The organism is Streptococcus mitis (assembly GCF_002096895.1).
GTDB classification, from domain to species: domain Bacteria; phylum Bacillota; class Bacilli; order Lactobacillales; family Streptococcaceae; genus Streptococcus; species Streptococcus mitis_AH.
This window is the reverse complement of record NZ_NCVI01000020.1, coordinates 490,963-505,128: the sequence shown is the minus strand read 5'-3', so window position 1 is coordinate 505,128 and position 14,166 is coordinate 490,963. Positions and strand designations below refer to the sequence as shown.

17 protein-coding genes and 1 pseudogene are annotated in these 14,166 nt (G+C 40.6%); all 18 read right to left on the bottom strand.

Annotated features, from left to right (window positions below; all coding sequences use genetic code 11):
* Positions 1 to 36: 36 nt before the first annotated feature.
* The 18 genes and pseudogenes from B7697_RS07085 to B7697_RS06995 all read right to left on the bottom strand — a co-directional run bounded on the left by B7697_RS07085 (position 37) and on the right by B7697_RS06995 (position 14,095).
* The gene (locus tag B7697_RS07085) at positions 37 to 498 is read right to left on the bottom strand and encodes an ECF transporter S component (protein ID WP_084863029.1); all 462 of its coding nucleotides are present in this window, start codon (positions 496 to 498) and stop codon (positions 37 to 39) included.
* The gene (locus B7697_RS07080; RefSeq protein WP_084951009.1) at positions 476 to 1,249 is read right to left on the bottom strand and encodes a bifunctional hydroxymethylpyrimidine kinase/phosphomethylpyrimidine kinase; all 774 of its coding nucleotides are present in this window, start codon (positions 1,247 to 1,249) and stop codon (positions 476 to 478) included. Before B7697_RS07080 ends, B7697_RS07085 begins: the two co-directional genes overlap by 23 nt.
* Positions 1,239 to 1,988 carry a tRNA pseudouridine(38-40) synthase TruA gene (gene truA, locus B7697_RS07075; protein WP_084951007.1) on the bottom strand — a complete coding sequence of 250 codons (750 nt, stop codon included), beginning with the start codon at positions 1,986 to 1,988 and terminating at the stop codon, positions 1,239 to 1,241. The genes B7697_RS07080 and truA overlap by 11 nt, the downstream gene beginning before the upstream one ends.
* A gap of 98 nt (positions 1,989 to 2,086) precedes the next feature.
* The gene (locus tag B7697_RS07070; RefSeq protein WP_084951005.1) at positions 2,087 to 3,238 is read right to left on the bottom strand and encodes an MFS transporter; all 1,152 of its coding nucleotides are present in this window, start codon (positions 3,236 to 3,238) and stop codon (positions 2,087 to 2,089) included.
* 231 nt (positions 3,239 to 3,469) lie between these two features.
* Positions 3,470 to 4,099 carry a Pr6Pr family membrane protein gene (locus B7697_RS07065; RefSeq protein WP_084951003.1) on the bottom strand — a complete coding sequence of 210 codons (630 nt, stop codon included), beginning with the start codon at positions 4,097 to 4,099 and terminating at the stop codon, positions 3,470 to 3,472.
* 2 nt (positions 4,100 to 4,101) lie between these two features.
* The gene (locus B7697_RS07060) at positions 4,102 to 4,440 is read right to left on the bottom strand and encodes a zinc ribbon domain-containing protein YjdM (protein WP_084951002.1); all 339 of its coding nucleotides are present in this window, start codon (positions 4,438 to 4,440) and stop codon (positions 4,102 to 4,104) included.
* 207 nt (positions 4,441 to 4,647) lie between these two features.
* On the bottom strand, positions 4,648 to 5,166 hold the full coding sequence (locus B7697_RS07055; protein ID WP_000229882.1) for a Dps family protein: 519 nt from the start codon (positions 5,164 to 5,166) through the stop codon (positions 4,648 to 4,650).
* 151 nt (positions 5,167 to 5,317) lie between these two features.
* Positions 5,318 to 5,732: pseudogene (locus tag B7697_RS07050) on the bottom strand (ATP-binding cassette domain-containing protein); the annotation flags it as partial.
* Between the two features lie 72 nt (positions 5,733 to 5,804).
* Positions 5,805 to 6,563 (bottom strand): triose-phosphate isomerase, encoded by a 759-nt coding sequence (gene tpiA, locus B7697_RS07045; RefSeq protein WP_000087893.1) that lies wholly within the window; start codon positions 6,561 to 6,563, stop codon positions 5,805 to 5,807.
* 97 nt (positions 6,564 to 6,660) lie between these two features.
* On the bottom strand, positions 6,661 to 7,338 hold the full coding sequence (locus B7697_RS07040) for a DnaD domain-containing protein (protein WP_084951000.1): 678 nt from the start codon (positions 7,336 to 7,338) through the stop codon (positions 6,661 to 6,663).
* 8 nt (positions 7,339 to 7,346) lie between these two features.
* Positions 7,347 to 8,291, bottom strand: a complete 945-nt coding sequence (gene metA, locus B7697_RS07035) for a homoserine O-acetyltransferase MetA (protein ID WP_049544343.1) — start codon at positions 8,289 to 8,291, stop codon at positions 7,347 to 7,349.
* Between the two features lie 288 nt (positions 8,292 to 8,579).
* Positions 8,580 to 9,092, bottom strand: a complete 513-nt coding sequence (locus B7697_RS07025; RefSeq protein ID WP_020902089.1) for an adenine phosphoribosyltransferase — start codon at positions 9,090 to 9,092, stop codon at positions 8,580 to 8,582.
* Positions 9,093 to 9,177: 85 nt separating this feature from the next.
* Positions 9,178 to 9,936 carry a class I SAM-dependent methyltransferase gene (locus B7697_RS07020; RefSeq protein ID WP_084950997.1) on the bottom strand — a complete coding sequence of 253 codons (759 nt, stop codon included), beginning with the start codon at positions 9,934 to 9,936 and terminating at the stop codon, positions 9,178 to 9,180.
* A gap of 486 nt (positions 9,937 to 10,422) precedes the next feature.
* Positions 10,423 to 11,112 (bottom strand): 50S ribosomal protein L1, encoded by a 690-nt coding sequence (gene rplA, locus B7697_RS07015; protein ID WP_001085675.1) that lies wholly within the window; start codon positions 11,110 to 11,112, stop codon positions 10,423 to 10,425.
* Between the two features lie 206 nt (positions 11,113 to 11,318).
* Complete coding sequence (gene rplK, locus B7697_RS07010; protein ID WP_001085806.1) at positions 11,319 to 11,744, bottom strand: 50S ribosomal protein L11; 426 nt, start codon at positions 11,742 to 11,744, stop codon at positions 11,319 to 11,321.
* Positions 11,745 to 11,866: 122 nt separating this feature from the next.
* Positions 11,867 to 12,583 (bottom strand): LD-carboxypeptidase LdcB/DacB, encoded by a 717-nt coding sequence (gene ldcB, locus B7697_RS07005; protein WP_049544831.1) that lies wholly within the window; start codon positions 12,581 to 12,583, stop codon positions 11,867 to 11,869.
* A gap of 2 nt (positions 12,584 to 12,585) precedes the next feature.
* The gene (locus B7697_RS07000; protein WP_084950995.1) at positions 12,586 to 13,056 is read right to left on the bottom strand and encodes an HIT family protein; all 471 of its coding nucleotides are present in this window, start codon (positions 13,054 to 13,056) and stop codon (positions 12,586 to 12,588) included.
* Between the two features lies 1 nt (position 13,057).
* On the bottom strand, positions 13,058 to 14,095 hold the full coding sequence (locus B7697_RS06995; RefSeq protein ID WP_084950993.1) for a M42 family metallopeptidase: 1,038 nt from the start codon (positions 14,093 to 14,095) through the stop codon (positions 13,058 to 13,060).
* Between the last annotated feature and the right edge of the window lie 71 nt (positions 14,096 to 14,166).

The following is a 14,166-nucleotide window of genomic DNA, read 5'->3' as shown; positions in this document are numbered from 1 at the left end:
AAAAATCATTACTACTAACTTTACGTTTTTTAATCTTTACTTAATCTTCTTGATACTTTGACTAAGGATAAATCCTACAATCATCCCTACCATATTTTGCATGAAATTCGGTAGGATTTCTGGTAGGGCTGCTGCCCAGCCATTCATCAAAGTTGAACCCAAGGCGTAACCCCCTACCATGGCAATCGTTGCTAAGATAAGACCTAGCCACTGAGCTTTTCCTTTAAATCCTGCGAAAAATCCCTGCAAGCCATGGTTGACCAAGCTAAAGAACATCCACTGAGGATAGCCTGATAAGAGGTCAATCAAGAAACCTGCTAGTCCTCCGACTACAGCCCCTTCACGACTACCAAAGTAGAAGGCCGTAAAGAAGACACCCGCATCTAAAAGAGTTAGAATGCCTGTCGGTGTTGGAATTTTTAAGAAATAACCTAGAACCACAGAGAGGGCGGTTAATAGGGATACAAGGGCAATTTTAGTCGTTTTTGTTTGCTTCATATTGTCTTACTCCATACTGATCTGCTTGTGCAATAGCACGATAAACGAAAGCCTTAGAGCTTTCTACTGCTGGTAAAAGTTCATCACCTTTAACCAAGTGACTGGCAATGCTAGAGGCAAAGGTACAACCTGCACCAGCATTTTGCCCTTGGATGACAGGATTTTCTAAGACTGTAAAGTTCTGTCCATCATAAAAGACATCTACAGCCTTGTCCTGACTAAGGCGATTGCCTCCCTTGATAATGACTGCTGGCGCTCCTAATTCATGCAATTTCTGCGCTGCAGTTTTCATGTCTTCCAAGGTTTTGATTTCCTGACCGGATAATAATTCTGCTTCTGGGAGATTAGGCGTAATCACACTGACATGAGGGAAAAAGCGAATCAACTCTTGGCAGAGTTCACTAACTGCTACATCGTGCGTTTCCTTGCAGACCAAGACAGGGTCCAGAACCACAGGCACTCCTGAGCGTTGCTTGATAAAGTCCAATGCCTTTTCAGCCACACTGACAGTTGGTAGAAGACCAATCTTAATCCCTGCAAATTCCACATCACGCAAGCTATCTAATTCATGCTGAAAAATGATATCGTCAGTTGGAAAGACTTCAAATCCTTTTTCTGTCAAGGCTGTCAAACAAGTCACTGCTACAAAGCCATGCAAGCCGTTTAAGGTATAGGTAGCCAAATCAGCTGACAGGCCACCACCACTAAAAATGTCATTTCCAGAAAGTGCTAAAATACGATTATTCTTCATAACGAATCTCCTTTAAATACAAACCATTTGGTGCTGCAGTAGGACCTGCAAGTTGCCTGTCCTTTTTCTCTAAGATGAGGTCAATCTGCTCCACTGGCATACGATTATTTCCGATTTTGAGCAGTGTCCCCACCATATTGCGAATCTGTTTATACAAGAAACCATTTCCTGAAAAGGTAAAGGTCAAAAACTGACCTGTCTCATCAACTGTTAAACTAACTTCTGTGATGGTGCGAATCTTATCCTCTACACTAGTCCCAGAAGCTGTAAAACCGGTAAAATCATGGGTTCCCTCTAGCTTTTTGATTGCAATCTGCATGCGTTCCACATCGAGTGGATAGGGAAAGTGAGTGGCATAGTGACGGCGCATAGGATTCTTGGGACGGCCCCTATCCACGATAAACTCATAGGTCTTACTGTGCTTGGCATAACGGCAATGAAAATCATCCGCCACAAGCTCAATTGAAATCACATCAATATCTTCAGGAGACTGGGTGTCCAAAGCAAAGCGAAGTTTCTCCTCATCCATCTGATAAGGTAGGTCAAAATGAATAACCTGTCCCAGAGCATGAACCCCACTATCTGTCCTACCAGCACCGTGAACAGTAATGGCTTGCCCTTTATTTAACCTAGTCAAGGTTTTTTCAATTTCTTCCTGAACGCTACGCGCATGAGGCTGGCGCTGAAAACCAGCAAAGGCGTAACCATCATAGGAAATAGTTGCTTTATATCTCGTCATAACTTCTATTTTATCAAGAAAATAATCTGTAAACAAGGTTCTAAAACAAATATTGTCTGGGTACAAAAATCCCGAAAGAAAAACTTAGGAAATGAATCCTAAGCTCTCTTTTGAAGTAGGTACATGACAAAGATAGAGGTTACAATCAACCATGAGCCTAAAATGGCAAAGACCAACATGCCATTGTGAGTTAGTAAGCCAATTGCACCTAGAACAAATGGGGTCGTAAAGGCTCCGAAACTACAGCCTAATACAGCAAATGAAGTTGCTTGATTGAGGAGTTTAGCTGGAATTCGTTCAGAGACAAGTTGAAAGACCGTCGTCAAGGCTACACTGTAGGCAAAACCAGCCAGAATACTCCCTGCCACTACCACCCACAAGGATGGAGACAAGGCAATCACGATTTGCCCTAAGCCGAAGGTAATACCAGACCAGAGGAGCAGTTTCTCTTTAAATATTGAAATCAGGAAAGAAAAACTAACACCAGCCACAATCCCGATCAACTGCATGACACTAAGGACAAAACTAGATAACTGGGCATCTCCAAGTCCTCTTTCCACCATCAAACTTGGAATACGAATAGTAATAGCCGTATTGGTACAAACTACAACTGCCGCTTCAATAGCTAAGATAAAAATCAAGCCCTTCATTTCCCTAGTTAAGCGACTTGCTTCCTTCGTTTTTTTCTTGACTTCTTTCTTTTCTTTTCCATAAGGGACAAAGAGCAAATAAAGGGTCAACACCAAAAATCCAGCACTATAAGCTAAGAAAGTAGCTGTCCATCCGAAGGCCAACAACTGACCGACCGCCAAAGTAATGAGAGAAGCCCCAACGACCTCTGCAGAACCGCGTAGCCCTAACATCTGAATTCGCGTTTTTCCTTGAAAGCGTTCACTGATAATGGAAATGGCCTTGGCATTAATCATCCCAACACCCAAACCAAAAAGAATCCGTGTTCCAAAGACAAAGGGATAGGCTTGATACCAAAAGGGTGCTGTTCCACTCAGTGATAAAATCAGCAATCCCAAACTGATCTGTAAGCGCTCAGGAAATATTTTTTCTAAGAAACCATTTAGTAGTAACATAATCATGATCCCAAAAGATGGCAAGCTCGCTAAGAGCTCAATTTGTTCCTTAGGATAACCTTGATAATAGTCAAACATGGCTGGCAGGGCACTCGAGATGGAAAAGGAGGTAATCAAAACGAGGGAGAGAGCCAAAATACTGGCCCGTTCTAAAAATTGTTTCATGAAATCTCTTTCTATATTTTCTCTTAATCTTCTACTCTTTTGATACTTATCAAACAAGCAAGAAAAGAAGAAGCCTCTTTGGTGTATAGACTCCTTCTTAAACTCGAAAATGAATCCCTTGTGTCTTATACTCAATGAAAATCAAAGAGCAAACTAGGAAGCTAGCCGCAGGCTGTACTTGAGTACGGCAAGGCGAAGCTGACGTGGTTTGAATTTGATTTTCGAAGAGTATTAGGATGACTTTCTCTTGATTTGCTTGATAAAGTAGAAGATAAATCCTGCCACCATATAGGCAACAAAGATAATCAGACACCACTTGAACACGACATCCCAACCCTTATTTACATTCAAAAAGAAGTAAGGGAAAGGACTGACCTTAGAATTAGGAACTTCAAGTTTCAGTACCAAGCCATTAAAAAGAGAAAAAATCATATAAAGCAAGGGTAAAATCGTCCACACAACTGGATCCCATATTTTGTATTGACCCTGTTTATCAAACAAGAGGGTATCTGCTAAAAACCAGAGGGGAACGATATAGTGGCAAAGGAAATTTTCTAGAGTATAGAAATTGGTCGCAATGGGCGCCAAGAGGAAATGGTAAATCACACAGGTAATCATGATACTCATGGTGACCCCACCTTTTAGACGCAAAAGACTTGGTCTTTGCCAGTTTTCACCTAAACGGCTCATAACCTTTAGGAGATAGAGCGTAAAAATCGCTACTAAAAGGTTGGACAGAACCGTATAATAGAGCAACATCCCAAATCCACCATGCTTGGCGATTTCAAGATAAACTCCCGTAAAAGCCGCTAGAAACAAGAAGATACGGCTATAAAATACCAGTTTATAGTGTTTTGACATGCTTAAATTTTCTTCACAAACTCTGATTTGAGTTTCATGGCACCAAAGCCATCGATTTTACAGTCGATATTGTGGTCGCCTTCTACGATGCGGATATTTTTCACGCGCGTCCCTTGTTTCAAATCTTTTGGCGCACCTTTTACTTTCAAATCCTTGATGAGGGTTACAGTATCACCGTCAGCCAATTTATTCCCGTTGGCATCGATAGCGACAATACCCTCTTCTACATCTGCAACTTCAGCAGGATTCCACTCATGAGCACACTCTGGGCAAACCAGTAGGGCACCGTCTTCGTAGACATACTCTGAGTTACATTTTAGGCAATTTGGTAGGTTGTTCATGGTTTCTCCTTATCATCATTCACTATTCTTTGAAAATCAAAATTTCTCGAACAGCAACTATTATACCCTAAAATCAGCATTTTGACAAATGAGTCGCCGGAGAAACAAAGAAAAAATCATGTAACTTTGTCTGCTACATGATTTTTAAAAGATAGTTTATCATGAGTAGTGATACAGAAACTCATGATAGAAAGGGATGCATTTATCTTACAAACCAGGTGCTTGTCCAAGTTCTGCGGCAAGCATCCAGATTGTTTTATCAGTTTCAGTTTTAGCATCTGTAAAGATACCGTTTGTCACATCGTCACCTTCTTCATCAGTAACATCCAAACCTTTTTGGAAGAGTTCTGACAAGTAACGGTAGATAGCAAGGACACGTTCCAAGCTTTCTTCAACATTACGGTATTCACCAGCTTCTTCTTCGATTTCACTGTTTTGAAGGAATTCTGTCAATGTAGAGAATGGGCTACCACCAAGTGTAATCAAGCGTTCGCTGATTTCATCCAATTGACCATCAAGAGCTTCCATGTACTCATCCATTTTTGGATGCCATACAAGAAAACCACGGCCACGCATGTACCAGTGCACTTGGTGCAAAGCAACGTGAGCTACATACAAATCAGCAACAGCTTGGTTCAATACTTCCTTTGTTTTTGCCAATGCTACTGGCGCTGCTTTTGTCAATGATGTTACGTCTTTTACTGCTTCTTTTTTCAATTCTACCATTTTAGTTTACCTCATTCATTATTATTTGTAACCACTTCTTAGTGTTTACTCCCTTAGTATACTACTAAGAAAAACCAATAGCAAGCCAAATGACTTACATGAGAAAAGTTGCAATAGACTGATAATTTAAGAAAAGTTTAGTTAGTTCTGATTAGCTCACTTTATAAGATTTACTTGAAAATTGGCTATGGTAAAGATCATAATAAAAAACCTTTCGCTTGGAGTACACTTTCGTGATTTCCCTGCTCAATAATCTGTCCATCCTTAAGAACGAGAATCTTATTCGCTTCTTGAATGGTCTAGAGACAGTAGGCGATGACAAAGCTTGTCCTTCCTTTCATCAACCGTTTCATAGCTTTTTGAATCAAGAGTTCCAAACGGGTATCAATAGAGGAAGTCGCTTCATCCAAAATAAGAATTTTAGGATTAGCTAAAATAGCAAGTGCGATGGTCAACAGTTGTTTTTGCCCGAGGGAAATATTGCTGGAGTCTTGGTTCATCTCCATGTTATAACCACCAGGAAGAGTTCGAATAAAATGGTCTACATTAGCCTCTTTAATAGCAAAAAAGAAAGGACGATATTTGTCCTTTCTCGATTTTAGCTTTTCTTCAACCCAATAATGTTGATAAAGAGTCGATTATTTTACAAAGTCAAGCAATGCCAAGAAGCTTTCAGCTTCAAGTGACGCACCACCAACAAGGGCACCGTCAACGTCTGGGCAAGCCATGTATGAAGCAACGTTTTCAGGTTTAACAGAACCACCGTATTGAACACGAACTTTGTCCGCAACTTCTTGACCAAAATCAGCAGCTACAACATCACGAACAACTTTACACATTTTTTGTGCGTCGTCTTGTGAAGCTGATTTACCAGTACCGATAGCCCAGATTGGTTCGTAAGCGATAACTGATGCAGCAACTTGTTCAGCAGTCAATCCAGCCAATGCAGCCGATACTTGAGCACCTACAAACTCAGCAGCTTTGCCAGCTTCGTAAGTTTCAAGTGACTCACCACAACAGATGATTGGAAGCATACCGTTTGCAAAGATTGCTTTTGCTTTTTTGTTGATATCTTCGTCAGTTTCATGGAAGTAGTCACGGCGTTCTGAGTGACCGATAACAACGTAGTCAGTACCGATTTCTTTCAAAACTTGTGGGCTTGTTTCACCAGTGAAAGCACCTGCATTTTCAAAGTAGCAGTTTTGAGCAGCAACTTTAAGGTTTGAACCTTTTGCAGCAGCAAGAACAGTTGTCAAATCAAGAGCTGGAGCTGCGATACCTGCTTCAACAAGATCTGATGAAGGAAGTTTTGATGCAACTGCTTCAACGAATGCTTTAGCTTCTTCTGGATTTTTGTTCATTTTCCAGTTACCAGCGATAAATGGTTTACGTGACATTTCACATACCTCTTTTTTCAATTTATTTTCTATTTATTTTATCACAATTAGACACAGCTTGCAAATCTTACTCGGATTTCAAGCCTGCTTCCAAGGATTAATCCTTCCAGAGATCCATGGCATTTCTGAAATCTGCCGATACCTGTGTCAACTGAGGATTACTTGCTTTTCTCTCTGCTCGTTTAGCCTCCACTTGAGCCACACTTTTAATACCTTCATGGCGCCAGTTTCTCAAAATCGCCTGAATGTACTTCCAGTTTGGTTTACCATTCAAAACAGCTTCACGAAGAGCTTCCTTAATCAAGCCAGCACTAGTTCCATCTTCCTTTAGCGTCTTTGTCAAATCCTCAATCTCAAAAGGGGTCAACAAGCGTCCCAACTCCTGCTGGAAGGTTTCCACCAAATCCTTGAGCTGATTTTGAGGTGTCAACTGGTCTGAACTTGAATGAACTGCTCCAAGCAAGTCATCCAAGCGTTCTAAGGCCAAACTAGCATCAAAGAGCAATTCAATTTCGCCATTCAGTTCGATAGTACGGTACTGAAGGAGTCCCCTCTCTGTCAAGTTGGAAATGGCTTGGTTGACATCCGAAATTTCCTTACCAATCCTTTCAGCAATCTGACTTGGCGACATTTCATCCAAACCTGTCGTATTTTGCAAATAGAAAAATTGCCAGACCAGAAAATCGTCGCTAGAAGGAAAGAGTTCCTTAAAATGCAAGAGCAGGGCACTCGGTAAAACCAAGTTCCCTGATTTAAAAGCGTCTAAATATGTCATAATTCCTCTTATAAATACCCAAATGCAGATGCATCATCTTCTATTTTTCTCCAGTCAAAAGGGGTTTCCTGATAGACCGCATAATTCACCCAGTTACTGAAAAAGAGAGCTGCTGATGAAGACCAACAAAGACAAGGCGTCTGATTGACATCATCATCCTTAAAGTAATTTTCTGGAATATGTGGGTCTAAACCTGCGTCACGATCTCGAAAATACTCTTTTGCCAAGGTATCACGGTCATATTCCAAATGCCCAAAACTATAAATTTCTCGTAAATCACGACTAGCTAAAATCGAAACCCCAACCTGTGGCCCTTCTGATAAAATCTCGAGATTGGTTTTGTTTAAGACCTCTTCCTTAGAAATCTCCGTGTGACGAGAATGAGGGGATACATAGCTATCGTCAAAGCCTCTAAAGAGAAGGTGCCCTTCTTTTAAAGTATCCTGAGGATAGATACCCGATAACTTACTATCCATCTGGTATTTTTCAACCCCATAACGCAGATAGAGTCCCGCCTGAGCACCCCAACAAATATGAAGGGTCGAATAGACATGGGTCTTGGACCACTCAAGAACCTGACTGAATTCCTCCCAGTAATCCACTTCCTCAAATGGTAAATGCTCAACTGGAGCTCCTGTAATAATCATCCCATCAAAATACTCATCCTTGACTTCAGGAAAAGTTTTATAAAAGGTCTCCATGTGCTCTGAACGAGTTGTTTTAGAACGGTGGCTCTCCATATAGAGAAAATCGATATCCAGTTGCAAGGGCGTATTGGCCAAATGACGCAACAACTGGGTTTCTGTGACCATTTTCTGTGGCATGAGATTTAAAATTAAAATCTTCAAAGGACGGATATCTTGGTGGGCCGCACGTTGATCATCCATGACAAAGATGTTCTCTGTCCGTAAAATCTCAACAGCTGGCAATTTTTTATCAATTCGAATTGGCATAACCCTCTCCTAACTGTACTCTTTCAGGAATCATTGCATATGTTTGAAACTCTTCGAAAATCAAATTCAAACCGCGTCAACGTTGCCTTGCCGTACTCAAGTACAGCCTGCGGCTAGTTTCCTAGTTTGCTCTTTGATTTTCATTGAGTATGAAACTAAATCTCAAACACTTAGTCCTTTTATTATACTGCAAGAAGATATAGTTTTCAATTATAGTTTTTCTCTAACTAGCTATAGTCTATTTTTATATCCTAATGTAGAGAAAACAGCCCTAGGGACTGTTTTTCATTAATAATGCATCAAAACTTTGTAATCGTAGTCACCGATTTTTTCACGGCCGTTCAAGTCATCCAATTCAACAAGGAAGGCACAACCTGCTACAACACCACCAAGTTTTTCAATCATCTCGATGGTTGCCTTAACAGTTCCACCTGTTGCCAAGAGGTCATCTACGATAAGAACACGTTGACCTGGCTTAATAGCGTCAGCATGCATAGTCAAGGTATCAACACCGTACTCTTTTTCATAGTCAGCAGAAATGACTTCGCGTGGCAATTTACCTGGCTTACGAACAGGTGCAAAACCAATTCCCAACTCAAAGGCAACTGGGCAGCCCACGATAAAACCACGAGCCTCAGGTCCCACTATCATGTCGATTTTCTTGTCAGTAGCATACTGAACAATTTCACGAACAGCGTAGCTATAAGCATTTCCATCAGCCATCAAAGGACTAATATCACGGAAGGTAATTCCTTCCTTCGGATAATTTTCAATTGTTGCAATGTAATCTTTTAAATTCATCTTTTTCTTTCTTTCAAAGTTTTTACTCTCTATTATAGCATATTTTTTAAGAAAGAAAAAAGGAAAAGTTAACTTCAATGATTATCTAACGATTTGACGATTTATGACTAGCCATCGCAATAAAACCCAAGTTCTTTTTATTCTTAGCAAACATTTTATACATAGTTAAAAACTGCTTTCTATTCTCCTTTTTACAAGCATTTACACAAATTTTCAAGGTTCCTAGCCAACCTTCGTCATAAATCATACCCGATAATTTCATTAACGTCATTTCACCAGTCAATACTTTCACATCACAATAACCTGATTCTATCATCACTTGCTCCCAACCATCTTGAGTTAAGGGACCTACATTTACATGAATTGCTTGTGATAATTCCTGTCTGACAGACTCTTTAGCTTCCTTAAGAAGCACATCATGTGTCAAAAGAAGACCTTCAGGTTTTAAAACCCTTAGATACTCCATTACACATTTTTTCTTAGCTTGATCGGCTTGCATAGTCAGCATAGCTTCATTTATAACAATATCAAAACTAGCATCTTCATAAGGAAGTTTCATTGCATTAGCTCTTTCAAAACTGATTAAATGAGCAACACCTGCCGTTTCAGCAGATTTTTTAGCCACTTCTAAAGCTTGAGCATCCATATCAACAGCAGTTATCTTACAACCAAAACGCTGTGCTAACTCAATTGCTGTAGTTCCCCTATTACACGCAACCTCTAGAATTCTCTTTTCTTTTGAAAATCCTCCTTCTGCAATTAACCAATCTGTGGCTCGTTTTCCACCTGGACGTAAGCGTTTTTTCCCCAATTTTGCTAAAAACTTATGACCTGCTTCTGACATTTGAACACCTCTGTTTTTTCTTCATTATAACATAAAATGATATTATCTAACAATTCTAATCTAGTTTTTGATGAACTATAATCAAACGCATACAATCTGCCATGATTATAGCATAAATCTATTAATTAACTCTCTAGTTCGAATTCAATTGCTCACGTAGTATACGCATATAGGTTACGACTACATATTTGTACTTTAGAGTTGCTAGCCTCCTTATCCGCTATATACGCTTTACTATCACGTGCCTATTCGTATAGCCAAGATTTCTCTATCTCTTTCTCTGCCGATTCTTATTTCCAGCGTCAGACTTAAACAGTCTATCCTAATGCCGCTCGATCAGCTACTCACAATAGTCAGGCTTGGGAATCACTTTTGGGTTTACTAGTATATGGTATCCACAGAGGACTTACACCTCAGATGAACGGAATGCCCATAGTACCTAAAAAACGAGTACTTTCGTACTCGTTCCCTGATATAAACTACTGATTAAAGTGAGTTTACGTCAACTTTGATACCAACACCTTGAGTAGTTGTGATAGTCAAGTTTGTTACGTAAGTTCCTTTAGCTGTAGCTGGTTTTGCTTTTTGGATTGTTTCGTTGAATGCTTTGAAGTTTTCAACCAATTTTTCAGCTTCAAATGATACTTTACCGATGATTGCTTGAACGTTACCTGCACGGTCAGCACGGTAAGTGATTTTACCACCTTTAGACTCTTCAACTGCTTTAGCAACATCCATTGTTACAGTACCAGTTTTAGGGTTTGGCATCAAGTTACGTGGTCCAAGGACACGTCCAAGACGTCCAACAAGAGCCATCATGTCAGGTGTAGCGATAACTACGTCGAAGTCCAACCAACCGTCGTTGATTTTAGCAACAAGGTCATCTTCACCAACAAAGTCTGCACCAGCAGCTTTTGCTTCTTCAGCTTTTGCACCACGTGCGAAAACAAGAACGCGTGAAGTTTTACCAGTACCGTTTGGCAATACCATTGCTCCACGGATTTGTTGGTCAGCTTTTTTAACGTCGATGTTCAAGTTGTAAGCAACTTCTACAGTTGCGTCAAATTTTGCAAAGTTAGTTTCTTTTGCAAGTGCTACAGCTTCTTCTACGCTGTATGCTTTTGTGCTGTCGATTTTCTCAAGAGCAGCACGAAGTTGTTTGCTTTTTTTAGCCATTTTCTATTCTCCTTGTAAGTGGTTCAATCGATTTTCATCTCCCACGTCACTCCTCGAAATGATGAAGTCTTGCGGGTTTTCAGTCTATTAGATTCTTTTCCTACTTCGTTAAGCTCCCTTGCTGTACCCAAGTACAAGCTTCAGTCACTTGCCTAGTATGAAAAGCAACTAATAGACTGCTGTGAGATTTTCTACTGTGTTATTGATTAGTCAACAACAGTGAATCCCATAGAACGAGCAGTACCTTCGATCATACGCATTGCAGACTCAATGTTTGCTGCGTTCAAATCTGGCATCTTAGTTTCTGCAATTTCTTGTACTTGTGCACGAGTAACTGTAGCAACTTTAGTTTTGTTAGGTGTACCTGATCCTTTTTCAACACCTGCAGCTTTTTTCAAAAGAACAGCAGCTGGTGGTGTTTTAGTGATGAAAGTAAATGATTTATCTTCGTAAACTGAGATAACAACTGGAATGATCATACCAGCTTGGTCAGCTGTACGAGCGTTGAACTCTTTTGTGAATCCCATGATGTTGATACCAGCTTGACCAAGAGCAGGTCCAACCGGTGGAGCTGGTGTAGCTTTACCAGCAGGGATTTGCAATTTTACAAGTTTTTCGACTTTTTTAGCCATTTTTAAATCCTCCTTTGTGGTTTTGGCGGTAATTAAAGATTTTTACCTCCCACAAGTATGCTTTACACATACTCATCTATTATACACTATTTATCTGAAATTGCAAGAGAAAAGTTAATTTTTTAATCGACATAATCTCCGCCTTCAAAGCCATAGTATTCTTCCAAACTGAGACCACTTGCAGCAATTTCTTTAGCTTCTTTTCCGACATAACGAAGATGCCATTCTTCAGCCATATAGCCTGTTTCCTTTTCTTTACCTTTGAGATAACGGACAACAAATCCATAATCAGCTGCATGGTCCAAAAGCCATTGGGCTGCTTTTTCTTCTGTTACCAAATCTCCATTCGTCCCAATCACATCAAAGGCCAAGCCTGTTTGGTGTTCACTATAACCAGGTCGGGCAGAGTAACGGTCAGCCGCTGCCTTCCCATCTTGGTTGACATAATCTTGATAGAGTTTGGTCTGAGTTTCATAACTTCTAAAACCACTGTAATGGTCGCTAATTGGGAAGCCTGCCTCTTGCATAGCTTTGATGAGTTTGACCAACTCAGCCTTGGCTGTTGGATTTTCCCCTGGATTATAGTCTTTTGACAAAGGATAATGTTTATTTGCTACGATGATTTCATCGTATTTCCCTTGGATACTGTAGTAATCACCTTTGTTGACCACTTCTGCTTTTTTCTGGGCAGCCCCTTGAGACTTACTTCCAACTGTTCCATCAGCTTTGGCTGTTTGTTCTGTTTTAGCTGCTCCATCTTCATTTTTTGCTTTTTCTTGTGAACAAGCTGCTAGACTCAAGGCTAGCAAGGCTGTCAAGACAAGGTATCTTTTTTTCATTTCTACTCCTTTATTTCTAATAGTTTATCTACTTCTATCGATAAACGTTTAACTAATTGTTTAATCTCATCCGGATTTGCTTGGCAGGTTTCTGCTGTCATTTCTTCAAAAGGAACCCACCAAACTGGACCACGTCCTTTGAGACAGTGACCATTCATATCACCTCTTCGTCTAGGGAAAAGATGCCAATGAAGGTGGGCATCGCCATTGCCTAGAAGTTCGATATTCATTTTCTCAGCAGCAAAGGCCTTGGCAACTGCCTCTTGGACTAGACTCATTTCCTCTAGAAAACGGAGTCTTGTCTCCTTTTTTAAATGGTGCAATTCCGTGACGTGCTCCTTAGCTAGAAAGAGACTATAGCCTGCAAAATACTGGTGATCCCCAATGACAAGATAGCCTGTTTCCAACTCTTTGACAAAATAGGGATTTTTTCCCTTCTTGATGAGCTCAATTCTCTGGCAAATATGGCACATATTAGTCTACCAATGCACTCTTAAGATAGGCATCGACCATACGCTCTGTTGCGACTACTGAGTCAATATGACTGCGCTCATAAGAATGACTAGACTCGATACCAGCACCCAGAAGGGCGTGTTTGACCTCTGCACCTGCAGACATAGCCGCTGAAGCGTCCGAACCATAAAATGGATAGATGTCCAGCTTAAATGGAATATCTTGTTCTTTCGCCAAGGCAACTAAGTGTTGACGAAAGTCATAGTGATAAGGCCCTGAAGCATCCTTGACACAGATAGAAACAGTATATTCGTCTGTCTGCTGGTCATCGCCCATGGCTCCCATATCCACAGCCAGATATTCGACTACCTGAGCAGGAATATTAGAATTAGCACCGTGGCCCACTTCTTCAAAGACTGAAAAAGCAAAATGGGTTGTTACAGGCAACTCAACCTTCTCTTCCTTATAAATACGAAGGAGATTGAGCAAAATTGCTGCACTGACCTTATCGTCCAAATGACGAGACTTGATAAAACCTGTCTCTGTTACGACAGTTCGGGGGTCAAAACTGATAAAATCACCAACCTCAATCCCCAAGGCACGAGTTTCTTTTTCACTAGTTACTTTGGCGTCCAAACGCACTTCCATATTGTCCTGCGTGCGTTCTGCAGTTCCTGCATCCTTATAGACATGGCAAGAAGTTTGGTGGATGAGGATGGTTCCTGATATTTTTTCACCTGTGCTAGCCACATGAACGGTACAGTTTTCTCCTTCAATCATGTTCCAAGGAAAGCCACCGATACGGTCCATTTTGAGACGGCCGTCTGGTTTGACAGCACGGACAATAGCACCCAGCGTATCTACATGGGCAGTCACATAGCGATGCTCTTCATCATTTTGACCTTTGATGGTCACATTGACACCGCCCTTGGCTGTGCGAACCGGCTGGTAACCAAAACCTTCTAGAGTCTTGACTAAATAGTCCGCAATATCACGAGTAAAACCCGTTGGCGATGCGATGGCTGTCAGTTCTTTGATATATTCTACTGTTTGATTCATTTCTTCACCTCTTTTGCTACCTATTATAACACATTTATCATCGGATAAAAAAAGAAAATCACTCCTGTAGA

Bases quoted from the DNA above. Each gene is read 5' to 3' on its own strand.
- B7697_RS07085 (WP_084863029.1), bottom strand. From the start codon at position 498: ATGAAGCAAACAAAAACGACTAAAATTGCCCTTGTATCCCTATTAACC.
- B7697_RS07080 (WP_084951009.1), bottom strand. From the start codon at position 1,249: ATGAAGAATAATCGTATTTTAGCACTTTCTGGAAATGACATTTTTAGT.
- truA (WP_084951007.1), bottom strand. From the start codon at position 1,988: ATGACGAGATATAAAGCAACTATTTCCTATGATGGTTACGCCTTTGCT.
- B7697_RS07070 (WP_084951005.1), bottom strand. From the start codon at position 3,238: ATGAAACAATTTTTAGAACGGGCCAGTATTTTGGCTCTCTCCCTCGTT.
- B7697_RS07065 (WP_084951003.1), bottom strand. From the start codon at position 4,099: ATGTCAAAACACTATAAACTGGTATTTTATAGCCGTATCTTCTTGTTT.
- B7697_RS07060 (WP_084951002.1), bottom strand. From the start codon at position 4,440: ATGAACAACCTACCAAATTGCCTAAAATGTAACTCAGAGTATGTCTAC.
- B7697_RS07055 (WP_000229882.1), bottom strand. From the start codon at position 5,166: ATGGTAGAATTGAAAAAAGAAGCAGTAAAAGACGTAACATCATTGACA.
- tpiA (WP_000087893.1), bottom strand. From the start codon at position 6,563: ATGTCACGTAAACCATTTATCGCTGGTAACTGGAAAATGAACAAAAAT.
- B7697_RS07040 (WP_084951000.1), bottom strand. From the start codon at position 7,338: ATGACATATTTAGACGCTTTTAAATCAGGGAACTTGGTTTTACCGAGT.
- metA (WP_049544343.1), bottom strand. From the start codon at position 8,291: ATGCCAATTCGAATTGATAAAAAATTGCCAGCTGTTGAGATTTTACGG.
- B7697_RS07025 (WP_020902089.1), bottom strand. From the start codon at position 9,092: ATGAATTTAAAAGATTACATTGCAACAATTGAAAATTATCCGAAGGAA.
- B7697_RS07020 (WP_084950997.1), bottom strand. From the start codon at position 9,936: ATGTCAGAAGCAGGTCATAAGTTTTTAGCAAAATTGGGGAAAAAACGC.
- rplA (WP_001085675.1), bottom strand. From the start codon at position 11,112: ATGGCTAAAAAAAGCAAACAACTTCGTGCTGCTCTTGAGAAAATCGAC.
- rplK (WP_001085806.1), bottom strand. From the start codon at position 11,744: ATGGCTAAAAAAGTCGAAAAACTTGTAAAATTGCAAATCCCTGCTGGT.
- ldcB (WP_049544831.1), bottom strand. From the start codon at position 12,583: ATGAAAAAAAGATACCTTGTCTTGACAGCCTTGCTAGCCTTGAGTCTA.
- B7697_RS07000 (WP_084950995.1), bottom strand. From the start codon at position 13,056: ATGTGCCATATTTGCCAGAGAATTGAGCTCATCAAGAAGGGAAAAAAT.
- B7697_RS06995 (WP_084950993.1), bottom strand. From the start codon at position 14,095: ATGAATCAAACAGTAGAATATATCAAAGAACTGACAGCCATCGCATCG.